Annotated in this window: 17 protein-coding genes, 1 pseudogene and 1 riboswitch; of the genes and pseudogenes, 9 read left to right on the top strand and 9 right to left on the bottom strand. The window is 51.3% G+C overall.

Going from position 1 to position 19,623, the window contains the following annotated elements:
* Positions 1-209 precede the first annotated feature (209 nt).
* Both thiC and C7B82_RS12635 read right to left on the bottom strand, forming a co-directional pair.
* Positions 210-1,589 (bottom strand): phosphomethylpyrimidine synthase, encoded by a 1,380-nt coding sequence (gene thiC / locus C7B82_RS12630; protein WP_106256648.1) that lies wholly within the window; start codon positions 1,587-1,589, stop codon positions 210-212.
* Between the two features lie 7 nt (positions 1,590-1,596).
* A riboswitch (TPP riboswitch) is annotated at positions 1,597-1,690 on the bottom strand.
* Positions 1,691-1,763: 73 nt separating this feature from the next.
* Positions 1,764-2,828 (bottom strand): WecB/TagA/CpsF family glycosyltransferase, encoded by a 1,065-nt coding sequence (locus C7B82_RS12635; protein ID WP_245939859.1) that lies wholly within the window; start codon positions 2,826-2,828, stop codon positions 1,764-1,766.
* Positions 2,829-3,347: 519 nt separating this feature from the next.
* Here C7B82_RS12635 and C7B82_RS12640 point away from each other — a divergent pair.
* Positions 3,348-3,608 (top strand): MoaD/ThiS family protein, encoded by a 261-nt coding sequence (locus C7B82_RS12640; protein ID WP_106256649.1) that lies wholly within the window; start codon positions 3,348-3,350, stop codon positions 3,606-3,608.
* Between the two features lie 95 nt (positions 3,609-3,703).
* Here C7B82_RS12640 and C7B82_RS12645 read toward each other — a convergent pair whose 3' ends face one another.
* Positions 3,704-4,762, bottom strand: coding sequence for a D-alanine--D-alanine ligase family protein (locus C7B82_RS12645; RefSeq protein ID WP_106256650.1), 1,059 nt, complete (start codon positions 4,760-4,762; stop codon positions 3,704-3,706).
* A 566-nt stretch (positions 4,763-5,328) separates the two neighbouring features.
* Between C7B82_RS12645 and C7B82_RS12650 the strand changes: the two genes are divergently transcribed.
* The gene (locus C7B82_RS12650) at positions 5,329-5,856 is read left to right on the top strand and encodes a tetratricopeptide repeat protein (RefSeq protein ID WP_106256651.1); all 528 of its coding nucleotides are present in this window, start codon (positions 5,329-5,331) and stop codon (positions 5,854-5,856) included.
* Positions 5,857-5,962: 106 nt separating this feature from the next.
* On the opposite strand, the gene C7B82_RS12655 is transcribed toward C7B82_RS12650, so the two are convergent.
* Together C7B82_RS12655 and C7B82_RS12660 are read right to left on the bottom strand one after the other, a co-directional pair.
* Positions 5,963-6,733, bottom strand: a complete 771-nt coding sequence (locus C7B82_RS12655) for an SGNH/GDSL hydrolase family protein (protein ID WP_106256652.1) — start codon at positions 6,731-6,733, stop codon at positions 5,963-5,965.
* Positions 6,730-8,340 carry a tetratricopeptide repeat protein gene (locus C7B82_RS12660; protein WP_106256653.1) on the bottom strand — a complete coding sequence of 537 codons (1,611 nt, stop codon included), beginning with the start codon at positions 8,338-8,340 and terminating at the stop codon, positions 6,730-6,732. Before C7B82_RS12660 ends, C7B82_RS12655 begins: the two co-directional genes overlap by 4 nt.
* Positions 8,341-8,615: 275 nt before the next feature.
* Here C7B82_RS12660 and C7B82_RS12665 point away from each other — a divergent pair, with 275 nt between their 5' ends.
* Positions 8,616-8,972, top strand: a complete 357-nt coding sequence (locus C7B82_RS12665; protein WP_106256654.1) for a nuclear transport factor 2 family protein — start codon at positions 8,616-8,618, stop codon at positions 8,970-8,972.
* 81 nt (positions 8,973-9,053) lie between these two features.
* On the opposite strand, the gene mutL is transcribed toward C7B82_RS12665, so the two are convergent.
* The gene (mutL, locus tag C7B82_RS12670) at positions 9,054-10,856 is read right to left on the bottom strand and encodes a DNA mismatch repair endonuclease MutL (protein ID WP_106256655.1); all 1,803 of its coding nucleotides are present in this window, start codon (positions 10,854-10,856) and stop codon (positions 9,054-9,056) included.
* 129 nt (positions 10,857-10,985) lie between these two features.
* Positions 10,986-12,257, bottom strand: a complete 1,272-nt coding sequence (locus C7B82_RS12675) for a geranylgeranyl reductase family protein (RefSeq protein ID WP_245939860.1) — start codon at positions 12,255-12,257, stop codon at positions 10,986-10,988.
* A gap of 191 nt (positions 12,258-12,448) precedes the next feature.
* Here C7B82_RS12675 and C7B82_RS12680 point away from each other — a divergent pair, with 191 nt between their 5' ends.
* Together C7B82_RS12680 and C7B82_RS12685 are read left to right on the top strand one after the other, a co-directional pair.
* Positions 12,449-12,829 (top strand): rhodanese-like domain-containing protein, encoded by a 381-nt coding sequence (locus tag C7B82_RS12680; RefSeq protein WP_106256656.1) that lies wholly within the window; start codon positions 12,449-12,451, stop codon positions 12,827-12,829.
* 87 nt (positions 12,830-12,916) lie between these two features.
* On the top strand, positions 12,917-13,582 hold the full coding sequence (locus tag C7B82_RS12685; RefSeq protein ID WP_106256657.1) for an SOS response-associated peptidase: 666 nt from the start codon (positions 12,917-12,919) through the stop codon (positions 13,580-13,582).
* A gap of 39 nt (positions 13,583-13,621) precedes the next feature.
* Here C7B82_RS12685 and C7B82_RS12690 read toward each other — a convergent pair whose 3' ends face one another.
* Positions 13,622-14,647, bottom strand: a complete 1,026-nt coding sequence (locus C7B82_RS12690; protein ID WP_106256658.1) for a glycosyltransferase family 8 protein — start codon at positions 14,645-14,647, stop codon at positions 13,622-13,624.
* Positions 14,648-15,175: 528 nt separating this feature from the next.
* Here C7B82_RS12690 and C7B82_RS12695 point away from each other — a divergent pair.
* Together C7B82_RS12695 and ppk1 are read left to right on the top strand one after the other, a co-directional pair.
* Positions 15,176-15,406, top strand: a complete 231-nt coding sequence (locus C7B82_RS12695; RefSeq protein WP_245939862.1) for a hypothetical protein — start codon at positions 15,176-15,178, stop codon at positions 15,404-15,406.
* 2 nt (positions 15,407-15,408) lie between these two features.
* Positions 15,409-17,568: a polyphosphate kinase 1 gene (ppk1, locus tag C7B82_RS12700; protein ID WP_106256659.1), complete on the top strand. Its 2,160-nt coding sequence runs from the start codon at positions 15,409-15,411 to the stop codon at positions 17,566-17,568.
* 287 nt (positions 17,569-17,855) lie between these two features.
* Here ppk1 and C7B82_RS12705 read toward each other — a convergent pair whose 3' ends face one another.
* Complete coding sequence (locus C7B82_RS12705) at positions 17,856-18,443, bottom strand: Crp/Fnr family transcriptional regulator (RefSeq protein ID WP_106256660.1); 588 nt, start codon at positions 18,441-18,443, stop codon at positions 17,856-17,858.
* A 260-nt stretch (positions 18,444-18,703) separates the two neighbouring features.
* Between C7B82_RS12705 and C7B82_RS12710 the strand changes: the two genes are divergently transcribed.
* Together C7B82_RS12710 and C7B82_RS12715 are read left to right on the top strand one after the other, a co-directional pair.
* Positions 18,704-19,177, top strand: a complete 474-nt coding sequence (locus C7B82_RS12710; RefSeq protein ID WP_106256661.1) for an RrF2 family transcriptional regulator — start codon at positions 18,704-18,706, stop codon at positions 19,175-19,177.
* A 17-nt stretch (positions 19,178-19,194) separates the two neighbouring features.
* Positions 19,195-19,548: pseudogene (locus tag C7B82_RS12715) on the top strand (PLP-dependent cysteine synthase family protein); the annotation flags it as partial.
* Positions 19,549-19,623 lie beyond the last annotated feature (75 nt).

Consider the following 19,623-nt stretch of genomic DNA (forward strand, 5'->3'; position numbering starts at 1 on the left):
CCACTATCTGCTCAAGGTATTGTCTCAGTCTTCTAGTCAGGCTTCTAAAAGATGAAGAAACGTGTGCGTTTGCCCTAAGCGAGTGAGCGCCTTACGTCTCAACAATCAAGAAAACAGCGGTGCTTATCGAGTAAGCACCGCTGTTTTCTTTTAAATGAGCCTGATGAGTGGTGTCTAAGCCTCTCTTAGAGCAACATCATCACCGCTCTCTATGACTGTGCTGATACCGCAGGTTCCTTTGCCAAGAACTTTTCCAGCTCCGTAAGTGCATCGGCATCTACCTTTGTCTGCATGGGGCAAAACTTCGGACCACACATGGAACAAAACTCAGCCGTTTTGTAAATATCCGCAGGCAGTGTCTCGTCGTGATATTCCTTGGCACGCTCAGGATCAAGCGATAGCTCAAACTGGCGATTCCAGTCAAAGTTATAGCGAGCTTTGGATAACTCGTCGTCCCGATCGCGCGCTCCCGGTCGATGCCGTGCGATATCAGCAGCATGAGCCGCAATCTTGTAGGCAATCAAGCCATTGCGGACATCTTCAGCATTCGGCAACCCCAAATGTTCTTTGGGCGTGACGTAGCACAGCATCGCCGTGCCGTACCAGCCTGCCATTGCTGCGCCGATCGCCGACGTAATGTGGTCATAACCGGGGGCAATGTCTGTAACTAATGGGCCCAGAACATAAAAGGGAGCTTCCGAGCATTCTTCCATCTGTTTCCGCACGTTAAACTCAATCTGATCCATCGGTACGTGACCTGGGCCTTCGACCATAACTTGTACATCATGCTCCCAGGCTTTGCGGGTAAGCTGTCCCAAGGTTTTTAATTCTGCTAACTGTGCGGCATCTGACGCATCATGCGTACAGCCGGGACGCAAGGAATCACCCAAACTAAACGAGACATCGTAGCGCTTGAAGATCTCGATAATGTCTTGAAAGTGGGTGTAGAGAGGATTTTGCTTGTGATGGTGCAGCATCCACCGGGCGATGATACCGCCGCCGCGCGAGACAATGCCCGTGACGCGATCGCGCACCAGAGGCAAATGTTCGATTAAGATCCCGGCATGAATCGTCATGTAATCGACGCCTTGCTGGGCATGCTTTTCGATAATGTGCAGGAAATCGTCAGGAGTCAAGTTTTCGATAGTCCCATGCACACTCTCCAATGCCTGGTAAATCGGTACTGTCCCGATCGGTACCGATGAGGCATTGATAATTGCGGTACGGATCTCGTCCAGGTCGCCGCCACCCGTTGATAAGTCCATGACGGTATCAGCACCATACTTCACCGCCAGGTGCAGCTTATCGACCTCTTCTTGCAGGTTAGACGAGTTGGGCGAGGCACCAATGTTGGCATTGACCTTGCATTTAGAAGCAATGCCGATCGCCATCGGCTCCAGGTTAGGGTGATTAATGTTGGCTGGAATAATCATACGACCCCGTGCCACTTCATCTCGAATCAGCGTTACTGGCAGCTTTTCTCGCTGTGCCACGTACTGCATTTCTTCTGTGATCACATCTTGACGAGCGTAGTACATCTGGGACACATTGCTCTGTCCACGCCGCTGGGCGATCCATTCTGTCCGCATCTTCAATTCCTCAAATAAACAGCTTCCCTCCGCTGGTATTACCCAGGCTCAGGTTCTAAGGGACTATCTCAGCCTGTGATCAGGCACCCCTAGCTTGACTGTGATTCTATCACCCCATGCGGAAAAGGGTGGGCGTTAAAAATGAGCCATTGATAGCAGTGCGGATGATGCTACTTACGCCTTCGTTGTGACGCTTTTTTTCAAAAGTAGACGGTAGCTAGAGACTTTAGCATTCGCTGGCTTGTCCATTCTGTCTGCGGCATCAAAGCGAGGCGGTGTGTAAAAGCCAAACTTTTGCTTCAGTAGTAGCCAGAAAAATGGCAGATCTTCAACGAGATAACGCTTCCAGAGGCGGTGAGGGTCACAGTAAATTCTAAACAACCACTCTATGCCTAGCTGACTCATCCATTTCGGTGAGCGTTTGAGGACACCTGCTTCAAAGTCGATCGTGGCACCAACTGCCATAAAAATCTTGACGTGGTGCAGCTTATGCTTGTACTTATCGATCCATTTTTCTTGCTTCGGCGCACCGACGCCTACGGCAAGAACAGTAGCTTTGGATTCATTAATGATCTCAATAATTTCTAGACATTCTTGCTCATTCTTCTCAAACCCAAACGATGGAGAATGGGCAGCAACAACCAGTTCTCTATTAGCCTTTTGATTAATTCTGCTTTTAGCTTTTTTAGCTACACCTTCAGCACCACCCATTAAGAATACAGTAATGCTGTCGTTATGCTTATGAAACTCACAAAACTGCGGAAATAAATCAGAACCTGAAACCTTTTCCTTAAATGGAGTGCCTAACAGCTTCGACGCATACATCAAAACTTGACTGTCACAAACCTTGTAATCTGCAAGGGCATAGGCTCTCAGGAATTCTGCATCTTTCTGCAGCTTCATTAAGTGGTCAACGTTTGGGGTAAGTACCACACCGCTATCCAGTTGTTCTAGCAGTTCATGCATGGACAGATTGTCAATCGCAAGGTTAAGGATATTAACCTTACTAGACTGACCAGCGTACTGCGAGCTGTCCATTTCGTTAAGCTGCGTTTGACTAACAAGCGCGTTTTCTAGATCCCGTCTGCTTATAGTCCCATCCTCTACAAGGATTTCTCCAATTAGTTTCCAGCCACATGTCTCAGCTTGCTGACGCTGTTTCTGCAAAGCTTGATTGAGCTGCCCCTGATTTAGCAACCGTCTTTTCAGAAGAATAGAGCCTAAGGAGTTTCCAGTCATTTTCTTGAGAGTTAATTTATGGAGTCGTCAGCGTATTGAGATTAGGTGCTCACGCAGGGTTCTCAACTGGATTCTTTGATAAGACAATAGTTGCTTGGTGAAAGCCTTCACTATTCACAGCAGGCACTGCAAATGTGTAAAGTACATTAAAAAATGCAAAACACATGTAAGCGCTGCAAGACTATTTCATCTAAGGAATGTTGCGTCAGCGGAGCGAGCTTTGTTGTGGATGAAACCGCAACAAGCCCAATATAAGATGAGAAAAGCAGGCTAAGCTGCACTCTCTGAACGGCTTCACGGAAAAATCACTGGAAGCGTAGCAGTATTAAGCTCTGTTCTGCTGAGTATTAGAGACTGATGAAGATTGAACAGAGAAAAGACCGATTTCGGTCAACTCGATTGCACTAATAGGTTTTGATAATAGAGTATCTAATAATTACTTCAAGTCCATGTGCTTACCTTTACAGAAAATTTATTAACGCTGTAAGGGCTGGCACTATTCATCTAGCCTTTATCTCTATGCCAGCGTCTACCATTACGGTTACAGTCAAGCTCTTTGCGGCCTATCAAGAAGCCTGCGGTGTACCAGAAGTGCAACTAAACGTTGAGCAGGGTGCAGCCGTTGCGCTTGTGCGCGATCGTCTGATTGAAGAACATCCTCAGTTAGCACAGTGGCGAGACTTGACGCGATTTGGGATCAATCTCCAGTTTGTAGAGCCTGATCAGCCATTGTGCGAGGGCGATGAAGTGGTGCTCATTCCCCCTGTGAGTGGGGGTTGAGGATGAGGAGAGAGGGGTAGTTTTGAGTTGACTTTGACCACTGCCTCTTACATCTTAATTACACTCCGAGCCCTTAGACTTCATTGACTAGATAGTCAAGCATGACGCTCAAACGCTAACTGCACCAAGCGATCGACCAAAACTGGAAAGGGTATACCGCTAGCGGCCCAGAGCTGAGGGTACATGCTAGTGGCTGTAAACCCTGGCATTGTGTTGATTTCATTAATGAACACGTCTCCGGTGGCCTCAACGTAAAAGAAGTCTACCCGTGCCAAACCGGCTGCATCGATCGCGGTAAACGCTTGCGTCGCCATCGTTTGAATCTGCGTTGTAATGGACGCTGGCAGGTGTGCGGGAATGATTAAGTCGGCTTTACCTTCGGTGTACTTGGTTTCATAGTCGTAGAAATCGCTTTGATAGGTGATTTCCCCGACGATCGAAGCTTGTGGTGCATCATTACCCAGCACAGCGCATTCAACCTCACGTGCGACCACGCCTGCTTCGACGATCAGACGACGATCGTAACTAGCAGCGCTATCTAAAGCGGCCTCAAGCTGAGTGCGATCTCTGACTTTGGAAATGCCAACAGAGGAGCCAAGATTCGCAGGCTTAACAAAGCAGGGATAGGCCAGCGTGGCTTCGATTTCGTCACACAATTTGGGATGAACGCAGGGGTTAGACCAAACCTGAGCGCGGGTAATCCCCATATAGTTAACTTGAGGCAAGCCAACTTGAGCAAACACCATTTTCATGGCAAGTTTGTCCATGCCGATCGCAGACCCCAGGATGCCAGATCCCACAAAAGGGGTTTGCATCAATTTCAATAGACCTTGGACAGCGCCATCTTCGCCGTTAGGGCCGTGGAGTATCGGAAACCAAACGTCTACTTCAGCAACAGTCGGCGGCAAATGCCAGCGCTCGGATGGTGTGTCAGTGGCCTCAGAGGCCAGCGGTTGACCAGATGCCAGTACCTGCTGAGCGCTTGCGCCATCACACCACTGACCGTTTTTCTGAATGTAGAACGGTAAGAGTGTGTAAGCGGCCTGGTTGGAGTCAAGGCTAAAGGCTTGCGCGATCGCTCGTGCTGAGGCGATCGAGATCTCGTGTTCCCCGGAACATCCACCAAACAATAGCCCGACGCTGCGTGTTGTCATGAAACCACTGCCCTAAATGCTGGTATGAGCCCTTTGTGTTGACTGTCGATCAGCAATGTTGATTGTCGATCAGAAACGTTGGACTCAGAAACGTTGGACGTAAGCGACTGTTGTCAATTGAGGCTCAGGAGATCTCTCAAGCGCCCGGCGGCAACAGGTCAACTGCTTGCATCGCCCTGGTAGCCACATCCACAGCCAAATGCTTACAGGTCATGGTATACCCAATGCGCTGTCTTGCCAAACAGCGCCAGAGCTTTGTGGCCTGAACTCTAGGATCATGGGATCAAAGTTTGCCGTGCTCAAGGCAAGGTGTAAAGTACAGATTTGTTTCAGTGCTGCGTAATCGGAGAAAGACTGGTAATATACGATCTGTTGATCCCAAGTGTGTTGATTTGATGAATTCAGCATTTAAGTATGTTGATTTGATAAACACAGCGTTGGGTCTGCTGCGAGATGGGGTGCGGTTAGATGTTTCAGCGGCGGCTCTACCAGCTTCGGCTTGATGGGTGTGGTTAGCTTGGCGTGAGTACGAGAAACGTAAACATTAACTTCCCTGGATCACTACTATGGAACAGCGATCGCTGACTAAGAATAAGGCGTCTGAGATTGAGGTTTATCTTGAGGTTCAGAATCGTCAAGGCTTGATGCTAGCGGAAGCGCATCGCTACGACGAAGCCATCACTTGCTATAACCGCGTACTCCGTCTCAGCGAAGATAATTTCTCTGCCTGGTATGGTCGAGGCACAGGGCTTGCGAACCTGGGGCAATACCAGGCGGCGCTGCTTAGCTTTGACCGTGCGATCGCGATCGACTCGTCTCACCATGAAGCCTGGATCTTTCGAGCCGTTGTCCTGATTCACTTAAAGCGCTATCAAGAGGCGCTAGAAAACTGTGAGCGAGCACTGGCGTTACAGCCTGACGATTGGGAAGCGCTCACCTTTCGTGGGGTAGCGTTTTATTATCTGGGGCAGTATAAGCGCGCCTATGAAAATTACGATCGCGCTACTGGACAAACGACACCGCGGTGGAACCCGCTCGCGCTGTTGAAAAAGCTGTTTTACCCGTTTCAACCTAATCACGTTGTCAATAGCTAAGGATGCCTTGCTAGTAGTCTGTCAGCGTTGAGTTAACGGATCAAATAAACCTGGGAACGCTTGAGGGTTTTTAGCTCTCAAGCGTTTTTGGCGAATACGGGTGCTGTCAAGCCGGTCGCAGGAGCTGCAACAGCACATTGCGATAGATGATGCGACCCTTCGCGTTTAAGTGAACTCCGTCAGTAGTCACATCGTCTCGGAGTGCCTGACCCTGATAGAGCGGTTTTAGTCGGCCATTGAGCAGCACGACTTGTTCGCCCAAAGCGACCTGCTGTAGTAAGCCGTTGATTTCGTTCACACGGGCGATCGGTCCTGCCATATCAATGTTCTGGCTAGCGGCAAACGTGGAATAGAAAGCAGGCAGCAAGATGATATGGGTTGGTTGCAGTTGCCGACTGAGCGCGATCGCCTGCCGCATGTTGCTCACAAACTGCTCGTTACTAATCAGATACTCAGCATCATTGGTGCCCATAGCAATGATGACCTGATGGCAGCGGAGACCGGCCTTACCTTCCCGTCGAAGTTGCTCCAGTAGCGAAACGCTGCTCATACCGCTGAGGGCAAAGTTAAAGGTGCGATCGCCCAACGTATTGCCTAGCCCAGAGGTAATCGAATCACCGAACACGCAATTGTTGTACTGCTGATTGCGCGTCAGGTTGAGCCGATACTGCACCTCGTCTTGCCACCAGGGAATCAACGTGACGGAGTCCTGTTTCGGCTGACCACCCGCTAAGGCTGCCGAAGAACGTGTGTTTTCAGGCAAGTGTAGTGCCGCTTGCCAATGGTCAAACACTCCGCCCTGGAAGGCGATCGTCAACAACGTCGCCAGGAGAGCCATATTTAAGTAAAGCGTATGCTTTGTGAACCAACGATTCATTGCGATTTCACCAAATGATCTAACGCCTGAGCAATCTGGGTACACACTTCCGTCCAAGCACAAGGGCGCGGCTGGCGAAATAATTTTGCCGTTGGGTACCAGGGACTGTCTTGACGTTGCCCTAGCCAACGCCAATCAGCAGTATACGCAAGTAATACCCAGATTGGTTTAGCCATTGCTCCTGCCAGGTGAGCAACCGCAGTATCCACTGAAATGACTAAATCGAGCTGCTCGATCGCTGCTGCGGTATCAGCAAAGTCATGAAGACGATCGCTCCAATCCTGAATGGGGAGGTCATTAGCCTTGGTCAACTCTACGCGATGTGGTCCCTTTTGCAAACTATAAAAACTCATGCCAGGAAGATTCAAAAAGATACGGAACGCTGCTAACGGGCACGATCGCTCCTGATCGTTCAGATGCGTTGGATCACCACCCCAGACAAGACCTACCTTCAGTGGACGCCGAACATTTTTAGCTGGAAAAAGAGGAACTGGCAAGTGTGTTCGTTGTTCAATAGCGTTTGTCTCTGCATCGCTAGACGTTTCTGCCTTGCCTGCTGATGGAGCATGCAGATAGGGAATAGTGGCTGGGATCGTCTCCAATGTAGTGTCGAACAGGCGAGGGAGGCTCAACAAAGCTGCCTGTACAGCAAAGGGAGGCAAGGGTGAGCCTGCCGCGATGAGAGTATCGAGACCCTGAACCGTTTCTAGGAGCCGTAACAATGGTTCCTGGCATTCTACAAACACTCGACCACCGCGCTGGGCGACCAGCGGTACATAGCGGATGAATTGCATTGTGTCACCCAGTCCTGAATCGGCTTCAGCATAGAGCAAGATCGATGCTCCGTTTAGCTCAGACCCGTCCCAGGCTGGTTGATCAAACGAGCGGGGCGATCGCGCTAAGCGCCAGGGATCATAAGCAGCAAAGCCGTCGTGCAAGTTGCCAGCCAGCAGCATGGCACGAATGCGGCTACCCTGAAGCGAAACATGATCAGGATGAGTGGCAATCGCGTGATCCAACCGCGCGATCGCCTCGTCGGTGTAGCCTTGTTCCTGCAGAGTTTCCGCCAAATTTCGGTGAGCTTCCGGGTCCTCCGGTGCAAGCTCTAAGGCAACCCGATACTGGGCGATCGCGGCTTCAAAGTCCCCTTGCTCTTTCAACGCGTGCCCCAAATTGCTGTGCGCTTCTGGCAAGGCCGGATGCAACCGAATCGCCTTTTGATACCGAGCGATCGCGGTGTTCAGACTGCCTTGCTTTTGGAGCGCTACCCCTAAATTGACATTGGCGTTTGGGTTTTCTGGGTTGAGCCGTAGCACTGTTTGGTAATGCACGATCGCGTCAGCCAAATGCCCCTGCTGCTGCAGCGCTGCACCCAGATTATTGTGTGCTTCCAAATAATTGGGCTGTGACGTGAGCGCGTGCTGATAATGGGCGATCGCAGCGTCTAGATTGCCAGCCTGGTGTGCCAGTAAACCCAATAGATACAGTGCCTCTGCCTGAGCGGGCTGCTGCTGTAGCACATCACGATACAGCCGCTCAGCTTCGGGCAACCGCCCTGCCTGATGGTGCTGCATCGCAAAGGTCAGAAGGTCAGAAAGGGGTGTCATAACTGAAAGCGCCGATCATCATCACTATTGAACCCCTGAAGCAACTCAACGTAACGCGATCGCCTCCCTAACACCATCCCAAAAGCGATTAAGACACTGCGAATACTCTCGGGGCAAACATCGCCAGCTTTCCACAGAATAGTTTGCACTCAAACAGTATACGTGTTATATCTATATGCAGATTGTATGACCTAGTACAGTCACAGGTCGAATGAAAGCACTTCAAACGATCGCATCACACTGACACGTCCAACCTTACACAAGGAGATCCTCAAATGAGTACTGACCTGAAAACAACCTTTGAAGACATCAAAAACCAGGTTTTGCAAGGCAAAGCAATGGATGTTTTTGAGCAATACTACGCGGATGATGTCGTCATGCAAGAGAACGACAATCCACCAACCGTTGGCAAAGAGGCGAACCGTCAGCGAGAACTAGAATTTTTCTCAAAGCTGGTTGAGTTCCGTGGGGCTGAGGTCAAAAGCGTTGCCTATGGCGAGGATGTGATTATTTCTGAGTGGTTTTTAGATTACACGCACGCCGACTGGGGCAAACGCGCCTACGATCAGGTGTCTGTTCAAAAGTGGAAGGACGGCAAGGTCGTCTACGAACGGTTTTATTACGCCAGCTGAATCGTTGGCAGGGGCATGGCAGCAGGACATAGCAAGCCATATCCCTGCAGACTGGCTTGCAAGCGGCACGATCGCGCGGCTCTAAATACCGTGACTTTTGCCAATCACCCAATGGCGACGAAAGAAACGCGATAACGACGATTCTTCCAACGTGAGGCAAATGGGGCGACCATGAGGGCAAGTACGAGGGTTGCGGGTTCGTTGCCACTGATCGAGCAGCGTTTGCATTTCTTGCAGCGTCAGTGAGGTGCCATTGCGAATGGCACTCCGACAGGCTGTAGCAACCTGAGCCGTTTGCAAGTCTCCGCCCAAACTCAGCTCCAACAGGGCTTCTGTATAGTCTTCACGCTGTGCTAATGAGGCTGGAGCAGTGCGCACCATCCAAACCTGTTCACCAAACGGCTCGATTTCTAACCCTAACCGCTGCAATTGCTCCACCTGAGCGACTGACAGTTGGTGCAACATCGCAGCAGATGCTAAAGGAACCAGTTGCCAGCGATCGCATAACTGCTCATACAGCACCCGTTCATGAGCAATGTGCTGCTCGATTAACCAAACGCCAGAGGTATGCTCGGCGAGGATATAGGTGTTGTGGATTTGGGCGAGGGCTTTGAGGGGTGTGAGGGGAGGAGAGTTTTGAGGTTCGAGTTTTGAGTTTTGAATTGCTTCTGCGTCCCCTGCCTCTGCCTCCTGCCTCCTGCCTTCTGCCTCTTGAACCCTTCTAACACCATACCCACTTTCGGCTTCGGCAGTTTTCAGCAACGTCCCAGCGCGTTGGGAGTAGAGGGTGTTGGAGAGGTTGATGGGACTGAGGCGAAGTGCCTGGTCGATCGCACTAGCCACCTGTGCTCTCCAGGCATCTAAATGATGCAAGTAGATTTCGGCTTTGGCGGGGTGACGGTTCCAGTCAATTTGGTGGGGGGGCACCTGCAGATGAACCAGACAAAGGGGGAAGCGATCGCGGGGCAATGTTTGCCGAAACCCTGCCAGGATGGTCTGCTCTAACGCTGGCATTGCCACAAAGCGTCCATTGATCGCGACCCGAATCCAGTCTGGACGGTGACGGTGGCAGCGATCGGGTAAGCCGAGGAGGAGGTAGAGAGAAGGTTGAAAAGGGGAAGCTTGAATCGTTTGATCCTTTATCCTTTCATCTTGATCCGTTGCAACATTCGTGATGTCGAGCGTCAATTCCTGCAAATCGCCTGCGTGAACATCGCGCAGAATTTGGGGCAAGATTTGCAGCGCTGTGGTGCCACACCAGAGATGAAACCAATCGCGATCGCGAGAAGTCCCGCCATGCGTATCAGTCTTCTGTACCTGCCACGTCACATGAGGATGGCAGAGCGCAAGTTGGTAGATCGTCATCTGTACCGCTCGCAGCTGCTGAGTAAGAGACGGTAGGCCTTGACGACGCGCAGCCCATGTACCAAACAAGCGATCGACCGTTACCACAGTGCCCGTGGCGATCGCCACGGGATCTACCCGCAGTGGCTGCCCCTGGACGTCATAGCTGACCTGCCAACCCTCGGTAGCAACGGCAGAACGGCTTAAGATTTCTAGAGTAGCGAGTTGAGCGAGGCTGTGTAACGCTTCGCCACGAAAGCCGAGGCTGACAATTCTCCAGAGATCGTGGTGATCCCGAATCTTGCTAGTGCTGTGGGGTGCAGCCGCTTGCTTTAAGTCTGCTAGGCTCATACCCACGCCATTATCAGCAACGCGCAGTCGCCATTGCTCAGGGTCAAGCGAAATCGTAATTCGGGTTGCGCCTGCATCAAGTGAGTTTTCTGCCAACTCTCGCACCACTGCCGCCAGGGAGTCGATGACTTCACCCGCTGCAATGAGATGCACAACCTCTACTGGTAGAGCCTCAATCCCAGATGCCATAGTTCTAGTGTAGGCGAGACGAGGAGAAAGGATGTAGGGGAAAGGCTAAAGGCTGAAGGCTGAAGGGAAAAGAATGAAGGCTGAAGGGGAAAGAATGAAGGCTGAAGGGGAAAGAATGAAGGCTGAAGGCTAAAGTTTGAAACTTGGCTTGAAGGGGAAGAGGCTGCTAAGCATACCTGTACCAATGCGGCGCATTATCCGACCAAGAATCGCGTCAAAGGGCAGATCTCCGGAGAGAAGCTGAGTGGCAATGTGAGCGGCTCTGGCATTCTTGACGCCATATTGGTAGAAAATTTTGGGGTATTGGTAGAAGAAATAAGCCAGCCGACCGGCAGCATCAAAACTGCTAGCGAACTCGTCGTGAATGCGATCGCTGTAAGCTTGAGTTGTCCCATCAGCCACGCAATTTGCAGCCATGATGCCGCTTTTAGCCGCGTGTAAAATGCCATCGCCAAAGAGTGGATTGATCAACCCAGCCGCATCGCCGACGAGCAAAATGCGTCCATCGGCTGTGTTGAGCCGTTCTTTGCCACACCAAATCGGTAAAGGGTGGGCATGAAATTTTAGTTGCGCGCGATCGTACGGGAGTTGAAGCGCGTCCATGTAGTTGAAGATGGCTTGCCGCAGTTCTTCCCGGATCTGATGATCGCGGCGGGCATCCTGAAGGGCAGGACGAAACAAACCAGCGCCGATATTTAAGTGATTGGCTTTTGGAAACACCCAGGCATAGCCACGCTTGACGGCCCCATATTCCAGATGAGCAACCTCTGGTCGTAAATCGGGATGACCAGTGCCCCATTGATGCGGCAACTCAACTTCCATACCCAGCGCGATCGATCGCCGTTGCCGTAGCTGTGCCGCTTTTGCCGCCACACCATTCGCACCATCGGCACCGATCACCGTGCGTGCTGTGGCGCTCCATGCGTCACCCTTGCTGAGATCGCCATTTGCTTTAATCGCCTGGGCATGAACGCGAGCACCATCACCCTCCACCACAACGGATCGCACTGACAGACCATCCTGTAAGGTGGCTCCTGCCTTCACCGCTCTCTGCGCCAACGCATTGTCAAACACAGAACGCTGCATCATCCAGATCGAAAGTGCGCGATCGACACCAGGAGGATTAATCGCAGCCAGGTATGGATCGTCAAACTGCCACGTCTGCCGTAGAGCGACCACATTCGATTCGACAAACGCGTCCGGTGCTAAATCATACAACAGCGTTTGCATTGCCATGGGCGTGCCACCACCACAGGTTTTATGACGCGGCAGGATCTGCTTCTCAAGTAACGCCACCTTCAGACCAGCTTGAGCCGCAGTTGCCGCTGCCATCGCACCTGCTGGGCCTGCCCCGCAAACAATGAGGTCGTAATTCAACACCAACACTTTCTCTCCAGACACTTACTCCAGTTAACACTACGCTACATAAAAATGAGCCACAGGAGGGATGAGGAGGGAATCAAGACTGCCGATACTCAACGTATGACAAGCAAGGCTGCACAAGCAGGGAATTTTGTAAATGTTTCAGCACAAATTTTTGCAAATTGTAAATTAACTTGTTACATTGCAAATATCACTCATAAGGAATTCTCATGCACCACCTCTTCGGCATCATTCCCCTCCCGCCACCGCTACAGGCGCAATCACTGGTTTATGACCTCAAAGCCCGTCTCGATTGGGGCAAACCAGCGTTGACTATTTTAGACGTGCGCGATCGCAGTCTTTTTAATGCCAGCCATATCTCAGGCGCGCTTTCTATGCCGGTTCACGAACTCATTGATCGTGCACGCACCAGTCTGCCGCTCAACCGCGATCTCTACATCTACGGTGAAACGGACGAAGAGAGTGCTGAGATTGCCAATCAGCTCCGTGCGGCTGGTTACCGCCATGTTTCTGAAATCCGAGGCGGTGTGTCTGCCTGGAAAGCCGTTGGCTTCCCGATCGATTCCGTGTTAACACGTGCTGAAATCTAGCCAGAGGGTAGGAACGTTTGGCGTCTGACCGTGTAAGTTTTGGTTAAAGGACAATCAAACCAAAACTTAGGACTAGCGTTTGCTCTCATGTGTGGACGGTTTAGCTTGACTCAATCAGCGGCGGCACTGGCGGAAACCTTTCAACTGGAGGAATTGCCCGCGTGGCAGCCACGTTACAACATTGCGCCAACTCAAACGGTGGTGGCGATCGCGGCTACACCCGCTTATACTCGGCAGGTGCACCTATGTCGATGGGGTCTAGTACCGAGTTGGGCCAAAGATTTGACGATCGGGGCCAAGCTCATTAATGCTCGTGCTGAAACAGTGGCTGAGAAACCATCCTTCCGTGCAGCGTTCAAGCAGCGGCGTTGTTTGATTCCGGCAGATGGCTTTTATGAATGGCAGCGTACCGATCGCAAGACCAAGCAACCCTACTACTTTCAGTTAATTGATCAGCAACTATTTGCCTTCGCAGGGCTGTGGGAGCGCTGGCAGGGTGACGAGAGCGTGGTTGAGACGTGCACGATTCTCACAACGCAGGCAAATGCGCTGCTGCAACCAGTGCACGATCGCATGCCTGTCATGATTGCACCAGAGCAGTACAACCGGTGGCTCGACTCAACCACAACAGCCGCAAGCTTACAGGAACTCTTGCAGCCGTATGCTGCTAGCGCCATGCAAAGCTATCCAGTCAGCACGGCGGTCAACAGTCCAGCGCATGATAGCCCTGAGTGTGTGGAACCTGTGCGTTGACGATCGTATCCAAAGTATCAGCGTCTTTGTTGAGCAGGACTAGACAAGCAATGAAGCTGGGTTCAACAGCTCTCTGGACTTACGGATACCCTTTCTAACTTTTCTGCTTGCACGTCGCCAAACCGTATCTCTCCATCCCTTCCAGGCCGTGCGATCGAGATATGTCAAAAACAGTGGTGTTGCAGGATGCTGACACCCATGCTGCCAGGGCTTGGGTAGATTGGTGTAGTGAATAATGTATGGAGCGTCCCGCAGCGCTTTGAAGGCTGCCTCATCATACGGGCTCTCCTCCCACGATGAGTAAGTATAGACGCCCGGCAGCTGATTCCATCGATCGCTGATCTGCCCCCAACGACCCTGCATAACGGCGTTAAGGCCATCCTGATCAGCATTGACAATGGTGGCCCAGTTTTGCCTGGAAAACTCCAAAACGTTGCTGCCAATCGCGTCCTCTCTCCACTTTTTGAGGTTCATCACCAGCAACCCCGAATTGAAATATTTTTGGTCTGGGTTAAGCCCCAACTCCCGATAATTGCGTAAACCGCAGCCACCATGACTTGAAAGCAGCGGTTGATAATCATCTTGAACAGCCAGAACATAGTCTTCGCCCACGTCTAGCTGCCATAGTTGTGCCACATTGCCCTGCACAATCATGTCGCAGTCTAAATAAATGACCTTATGAAGATGAGTTGGCAACGCCTCAGGGATCAACAGCCGATAGTAAGCTGCGAGCGTGAGACGACCGTTGACCGGGAGGTCTCGCAGCAGCGTACAGTCTGGTTTAATCCAGTCAACGTGAACCGGAATCGTTGGATGCTGGAGAGACTGCACCACCTTGCGCTTGGTTAATGGGTGAATGCCTCCATCCAGCACCGAGATCATCAGTTGTGCGTTTGTCTTGAGATTTGCCAGTACCGAAGTGAGCATAACAGTCATCGGCATCGCGTAGTTTTCGTCAGCCGAGCAAACTAACACGATGGGATCGTCGATCGCGGGTAGGGTCTGACTCTGTTGATCCGGCACAGTAGCGGGATGAGTGACTAAGGTAAGAGAGTTCAGCTGCATACGTCGGTTAAACTCTTCGCATCAAGAAATTTAGAGAGGCTATCAAGCGATGCTCCTGCAGAAAACGTTGATCCTGGCAAACTTCAAGGTCTCTAGCCAGTGCCGACTCATCCATTTACGGTGACGCAAGCAACACTTCAGTATTGGCGCTGCAAATTTTATCATTGCCACATTTAAGGAGATATCAAGGAGATGTTTGAGCTAAGGTTTTACCCCTGTCGGGTTCACACTCTGTAGGAATGTTACAGGTAACCTCCCTATGAAACGCTGCCCACACGATTGAGCACAGCCCTAGTACTCCTTCAACAGCGTTTTGTGTATTCCGAGAAGCCTACGAGAAGCCTAAAGGCGGCCAAGCTTTGCCTCAACTCGGAGTGCTTCACCGTACGTCTCGATGCGATCGTTCAGTTGCGATCCCACTGACACAATCGACTTTGGAGTTTACTTCACTTTCTTAAGGTATGAGTAATACGATGGAATGAGAAGCTTTGCGCCCTGTTGTTCTACCGCCGATCGTACCCATTGCCCATGCATAATGCGCCCAAAAAGCTGTCGAGCACAGACCTCGCCCTCTACATCGAACAAACCGACAGCATGACAAAGCCCTGGCTGTTGGCGCAATTACGGTTACTCAAACTGCAAGAGCGCCGTGATTCCCTTTCTGAAGCAGAGTACCTCCAGGAAATCACCGATATCCATCAGCACATGATGAGCCTGGGAGAATGGTGGCAAGGCATAGAAGATGAGGTGTTCGGTTAATCATGCCAAGGCGTAGAAAGGTCATCACGGGCAAACAACCTCCGCTTGAGGTTGACCTCACCGATCCGCAGTATTATTTCAACCGCGAGATCAGTTGGTTAGAGTTTAACAATCGAGTCCTGCACGAAGCGTTTGACCCACGTACGCCACTGTTAGAGCGGCTGAAATTCATGGCGATTTTCAGCTCTAACCTGGATGAATATTTTATGGTGCGCGTGGCAGCGCTGAAAGAGCAGGTAGCCGCAAACGTAGCGCGTCGATCGGTAGATGGGCATACCGCGCAGGAACAGCTAGGCATGATCAGTCAGCGGTTGCGTCCTCTAGTGGCACAGCAGCATCGCCACTTTGAGCAAGCGCTACGTCCCCAACTGGCAACCAAAGGGGTTTACCTGCTGGACTATATCGATCTCAACCAGGAGCAACGCACCTACCTGCAACAGTATTTCGACGAGCAAATCTTTCCAGTGTTGACGCCATTGGCAATCGATCCGGGGCATCCTTTTCCTTACATTTCTAACCTTAGCCTCAATATGGCAGTGGTCATTCAAGACCCAGCAAATGGTGAAGAACTGTTTGCCAGAGTCAAGGTACCGAAAATTCTGCCCCGCTTTCTCCCGCTGCCCGAACACCTAAGGCTGCAGCAAAAGGATGTGCCTGCCGCCTGGACTGCGGTACCACTGGAACAGGTTATTGCTCACAATCTGGAAAGCCTTTTTCCAGGTATGCGGATTCAAGAATACTACCCATTTCGCATTACTCGCGATGGGGATTTAGAAGTAGCGGAAGATGAAGCCGACGACCTTATGCTGGCGATCGAGCAAGAACTCCGCAAACGACGCTTTGGTGGTTCGATCGTCCGTTTAGAAGTCCATGCCTCCATGCCCGAACTGGTGCGCGACATGTTGCGTCAGGAAATGGAGCTTGGCGAAACCGATGTTTATGAAGTGGAAGGCTTGCTTTGCCTGAGCGACCTGTTTGCGCTGAACGGCCTGCCGCTGCCAGAGTTGAAAGATCCACCCTGGCGATCGACACTGCCAAGCCGTTTGCGACGAAGTATGGAAGTGGATCGGGGGTCTTTAGATGTAGAAGAAGACTTGTTTGCAGTCATCCGCAAGCAAGATTTGATGCTGCACCATCCGTATGATTCCTTCTCCAACACGGTGCAACGGTTCCTTACTCAGGCCGCCCATGACCCAGACGTACTGGCGATCAAGACGACGCTTTACCGTACGTCAGGCGATTCACCGATCGTGGATGCTCTCATTGCAGCCGCAGAGAACGGCAAACAGGTCTCGGTGCTAGTAGAGCTGAAAGCCCGCTTTGACGAAGAAAACAACATCAACTGGGCGCGCAAGCTTGAGAGTGTTGGTGTGCACGTGGTCTATGGCCTGGTAGGGCTCAAAACGCATACCAAAGTCATGTTAATTGTGCGCCGAGAAGAGGGACGGATTCGACGGTACGTTCACATTGGCACCGGAAACTACAATCCCAAAACCGCTCGACTCTACACAGATATAGGCTTGTTGAGCTGTCGCGAAGATCTGGGTGCCGATCTGACGGATCTATTCAACTATTTAACAGGTTATTCGCGGCAGCAATCGTACCGCAAACTACTGGTGGCTCCGGTTAATTTGCGCGATCGCATGCTCTCACTCATTCACCGCGAAAGCGAACATGCTAGCAACGGACATCACGCCCGCATCGTCGCCAAGATGAATGCACTGGTAGACCCTGCCATGATCGTGGCACTGTATCAAGCGTCTCAAGCAGGCGTGCAGATCGACCTGATTGTGCGCGGGATGTGCTGCTTGCGCCCCCAGCTACCAGGCATTAGCGAGAATATCCGCGTCATCAGCATCGTCGGGCGGTTCCTAGAGCACTCTCGTATCTTCTACTTCCACAACCAGGGCAAGGAAGAGGTGTTCATTGGCAGTGCTGACTGGATGACACGCAACCTCGATCGACGCGTAGAAGCGGTTGTGCCGATCGATGATCCCGCGATCGCCAAAGACTTGGAAGAGATCCTTGGTATCCTTCTGGCTGATAATCGCCAAGCGTGGGATTTACAAACAGACGGACATTACATTCAACGTCGCCCTGCTACTGGTGTTTCTGAGCAAAGCTCCCAGCGCATGTTGATGGACATGGCACAGCAACAGTAGAACCAGGAGCCGCTTGGAGCGCACATTGATTAGCTCGGGCGATCGTCTGAAAAGTTTTACCCCCTTCAGGGACGCAAGGTCTTGCGTCCCTAAGTGAACCAGAAAAATAGTGAGTGATTTGCTTTCTGCAAAGCTCCTTGGCGCAACCTACCGACATCACCACTAAACCGGCATTGATGATGTGAGGGATGAACTTCGTAGGAGCGTTTCTCGTTTCTCGCCTGCCGCAGGCTGCAACCTACAGCAAAGATAGGAATTCGCAAAGTATCCCCAGATTCAGCAACATCTTAAATCTCGTAGTGCCAGAGTTCATCTTCCTTCAACACAATCCGGCGCAGAGGCAGGCGATGAATCAGACCCTGCTGCTCAAACTGGCTGAGGGTGCGAGTAATCGTCACGCGAGTCGTGCCCAACATTTCGGCAATGTCTTGGTGAGTCAGTCGCAGATCGATCAAATGCCCAGCTTCCACTTCACGACCAAACCTTTTCGCCAGACAGCTCAACAGGCGAATGACCATCGCATCAATTTTACGGTAACTACGAATGAGCGAAAACTCTTCTGCTTGCTGCATGTGGTTTAGCAGTGCTTCAGTCTCTTCCGATAAACGGCTGACCGGCAGCAGTGACACGTCTACTTTTGTCAGACACTCAATTTGATACGGCTCCACTCTAGAGAGTACTTTACCCACGAAGTCTCCGGGTCCCCACAGCCCAGTCGCTGCGATCGTGTCATCTTCCAACCAGGTAATCGTTCGTACGATACCGGTCTCAATCTTCCAGAGGCTATTCTGTCGCAGCGGCAGGAGCGATCGTGGGGAAAAATGCTGCCAGGACGCTTCAGCCAGTGTCGTGGGATAGAGAGAGGAGATAGACATAGTTTAAAGTACTGTATCTCGATACATTAACAGTACTTTTAGCAGATGTCAACGTCACGTCGATCTCGTTCAGCAATTCATCCAGAAGCACTGCTGCCGTTAGGAACATTGATTTGTAGAACCTTTCCTACAGTTCCTTTGTGATATTATCATCGGAAAGCCAATCAAGATACAGTGTTTTGTCATGGCGGAAACGCCTGTCGAGGCATTCTTTCGCTGCATGCTCGGCAAAACACGTAAACCTATAGGGTAAGTGTAGTATGCCCGATGTTACTTTAAATAGAGATCGCCATTTCGCTTTCTTGGAGCTATCTTCTAGAGTTGAGTATGCACTGCTAGCACTTTTGGAATTGGCAAGTCATTCAGGTGACACGACTCCATTAACCATTGGCCAAATTACAGCCAAGCAACCCATCCCCGATCGCTACCTGGAACAGATTCTTACTGGACTGAGGCGGGATGGCATTGTGCAGAGCCAGCGAGGCGCAAAAGGTGGCTATGTGCTGGCGCGAAAGCCCCGGCAAGTCAGCTTGCTAGATGTGGTGGCTTCGGTGGAAGGCGATCGTAAAGAAAAAGATCATACGAATGCAGTCACACTTGAGAAAGACGTGATACATGAGGTATGGCAACAGGCGAGCAGTGCGTCGGAGGCGATCTTGAGTCGCTGTACGCTGCAAGATTTGTGTCAGCAGCGGGATGCCCGCCAGCAAACGCAACCAATGTATTATATTTAGCTTCTGAGGACTACCCAATGCGGATTGCAAACGATATTACAGCACTAGTTGGACGAACGCCGCTGGTACGCTTGAACAAAATTCCTCAAGCAGAGGGAGCGCTGGCAAAAATTGTGGTGAAGCTGGAGGGCATGAACCCGGCTTCATCGGTGAAAGACCGCATTGGGGTCAGCATGGTGCAGGCAGCCGAGGATGCTGGCCTGATTACGCCTGGAAAAACCATTCTGGTGGAACCAACGTCGGGGAACACAGGTATTGCCCTGGCGATGGTCGCCGCCGCCAAAGGCTACAGCTTGATTTTGACCATGCCCGACACTATGAGCCTGGAACGACGGGCAATGCTGCTTGGCTATGGGGCTCAACTGGAGCTTAGGGACTCGCTCAAAAATAAAGTACCAACAGCTACCCTGAAATAAGCATCATATATGGCGTAGTGGGGAGAGATT

The sequence above is a fragment of the Stenomitos frigidus ULC18 genome (assembly GCF_003003795.1).
GTDB classification, from domain to species: Bacteria; Cyanobacteriota; Cyanobacteriia; order Leptolyngbyales; family Leptolyngbyaceae; genus Stenomitos; species Stenomitos frigidus_A.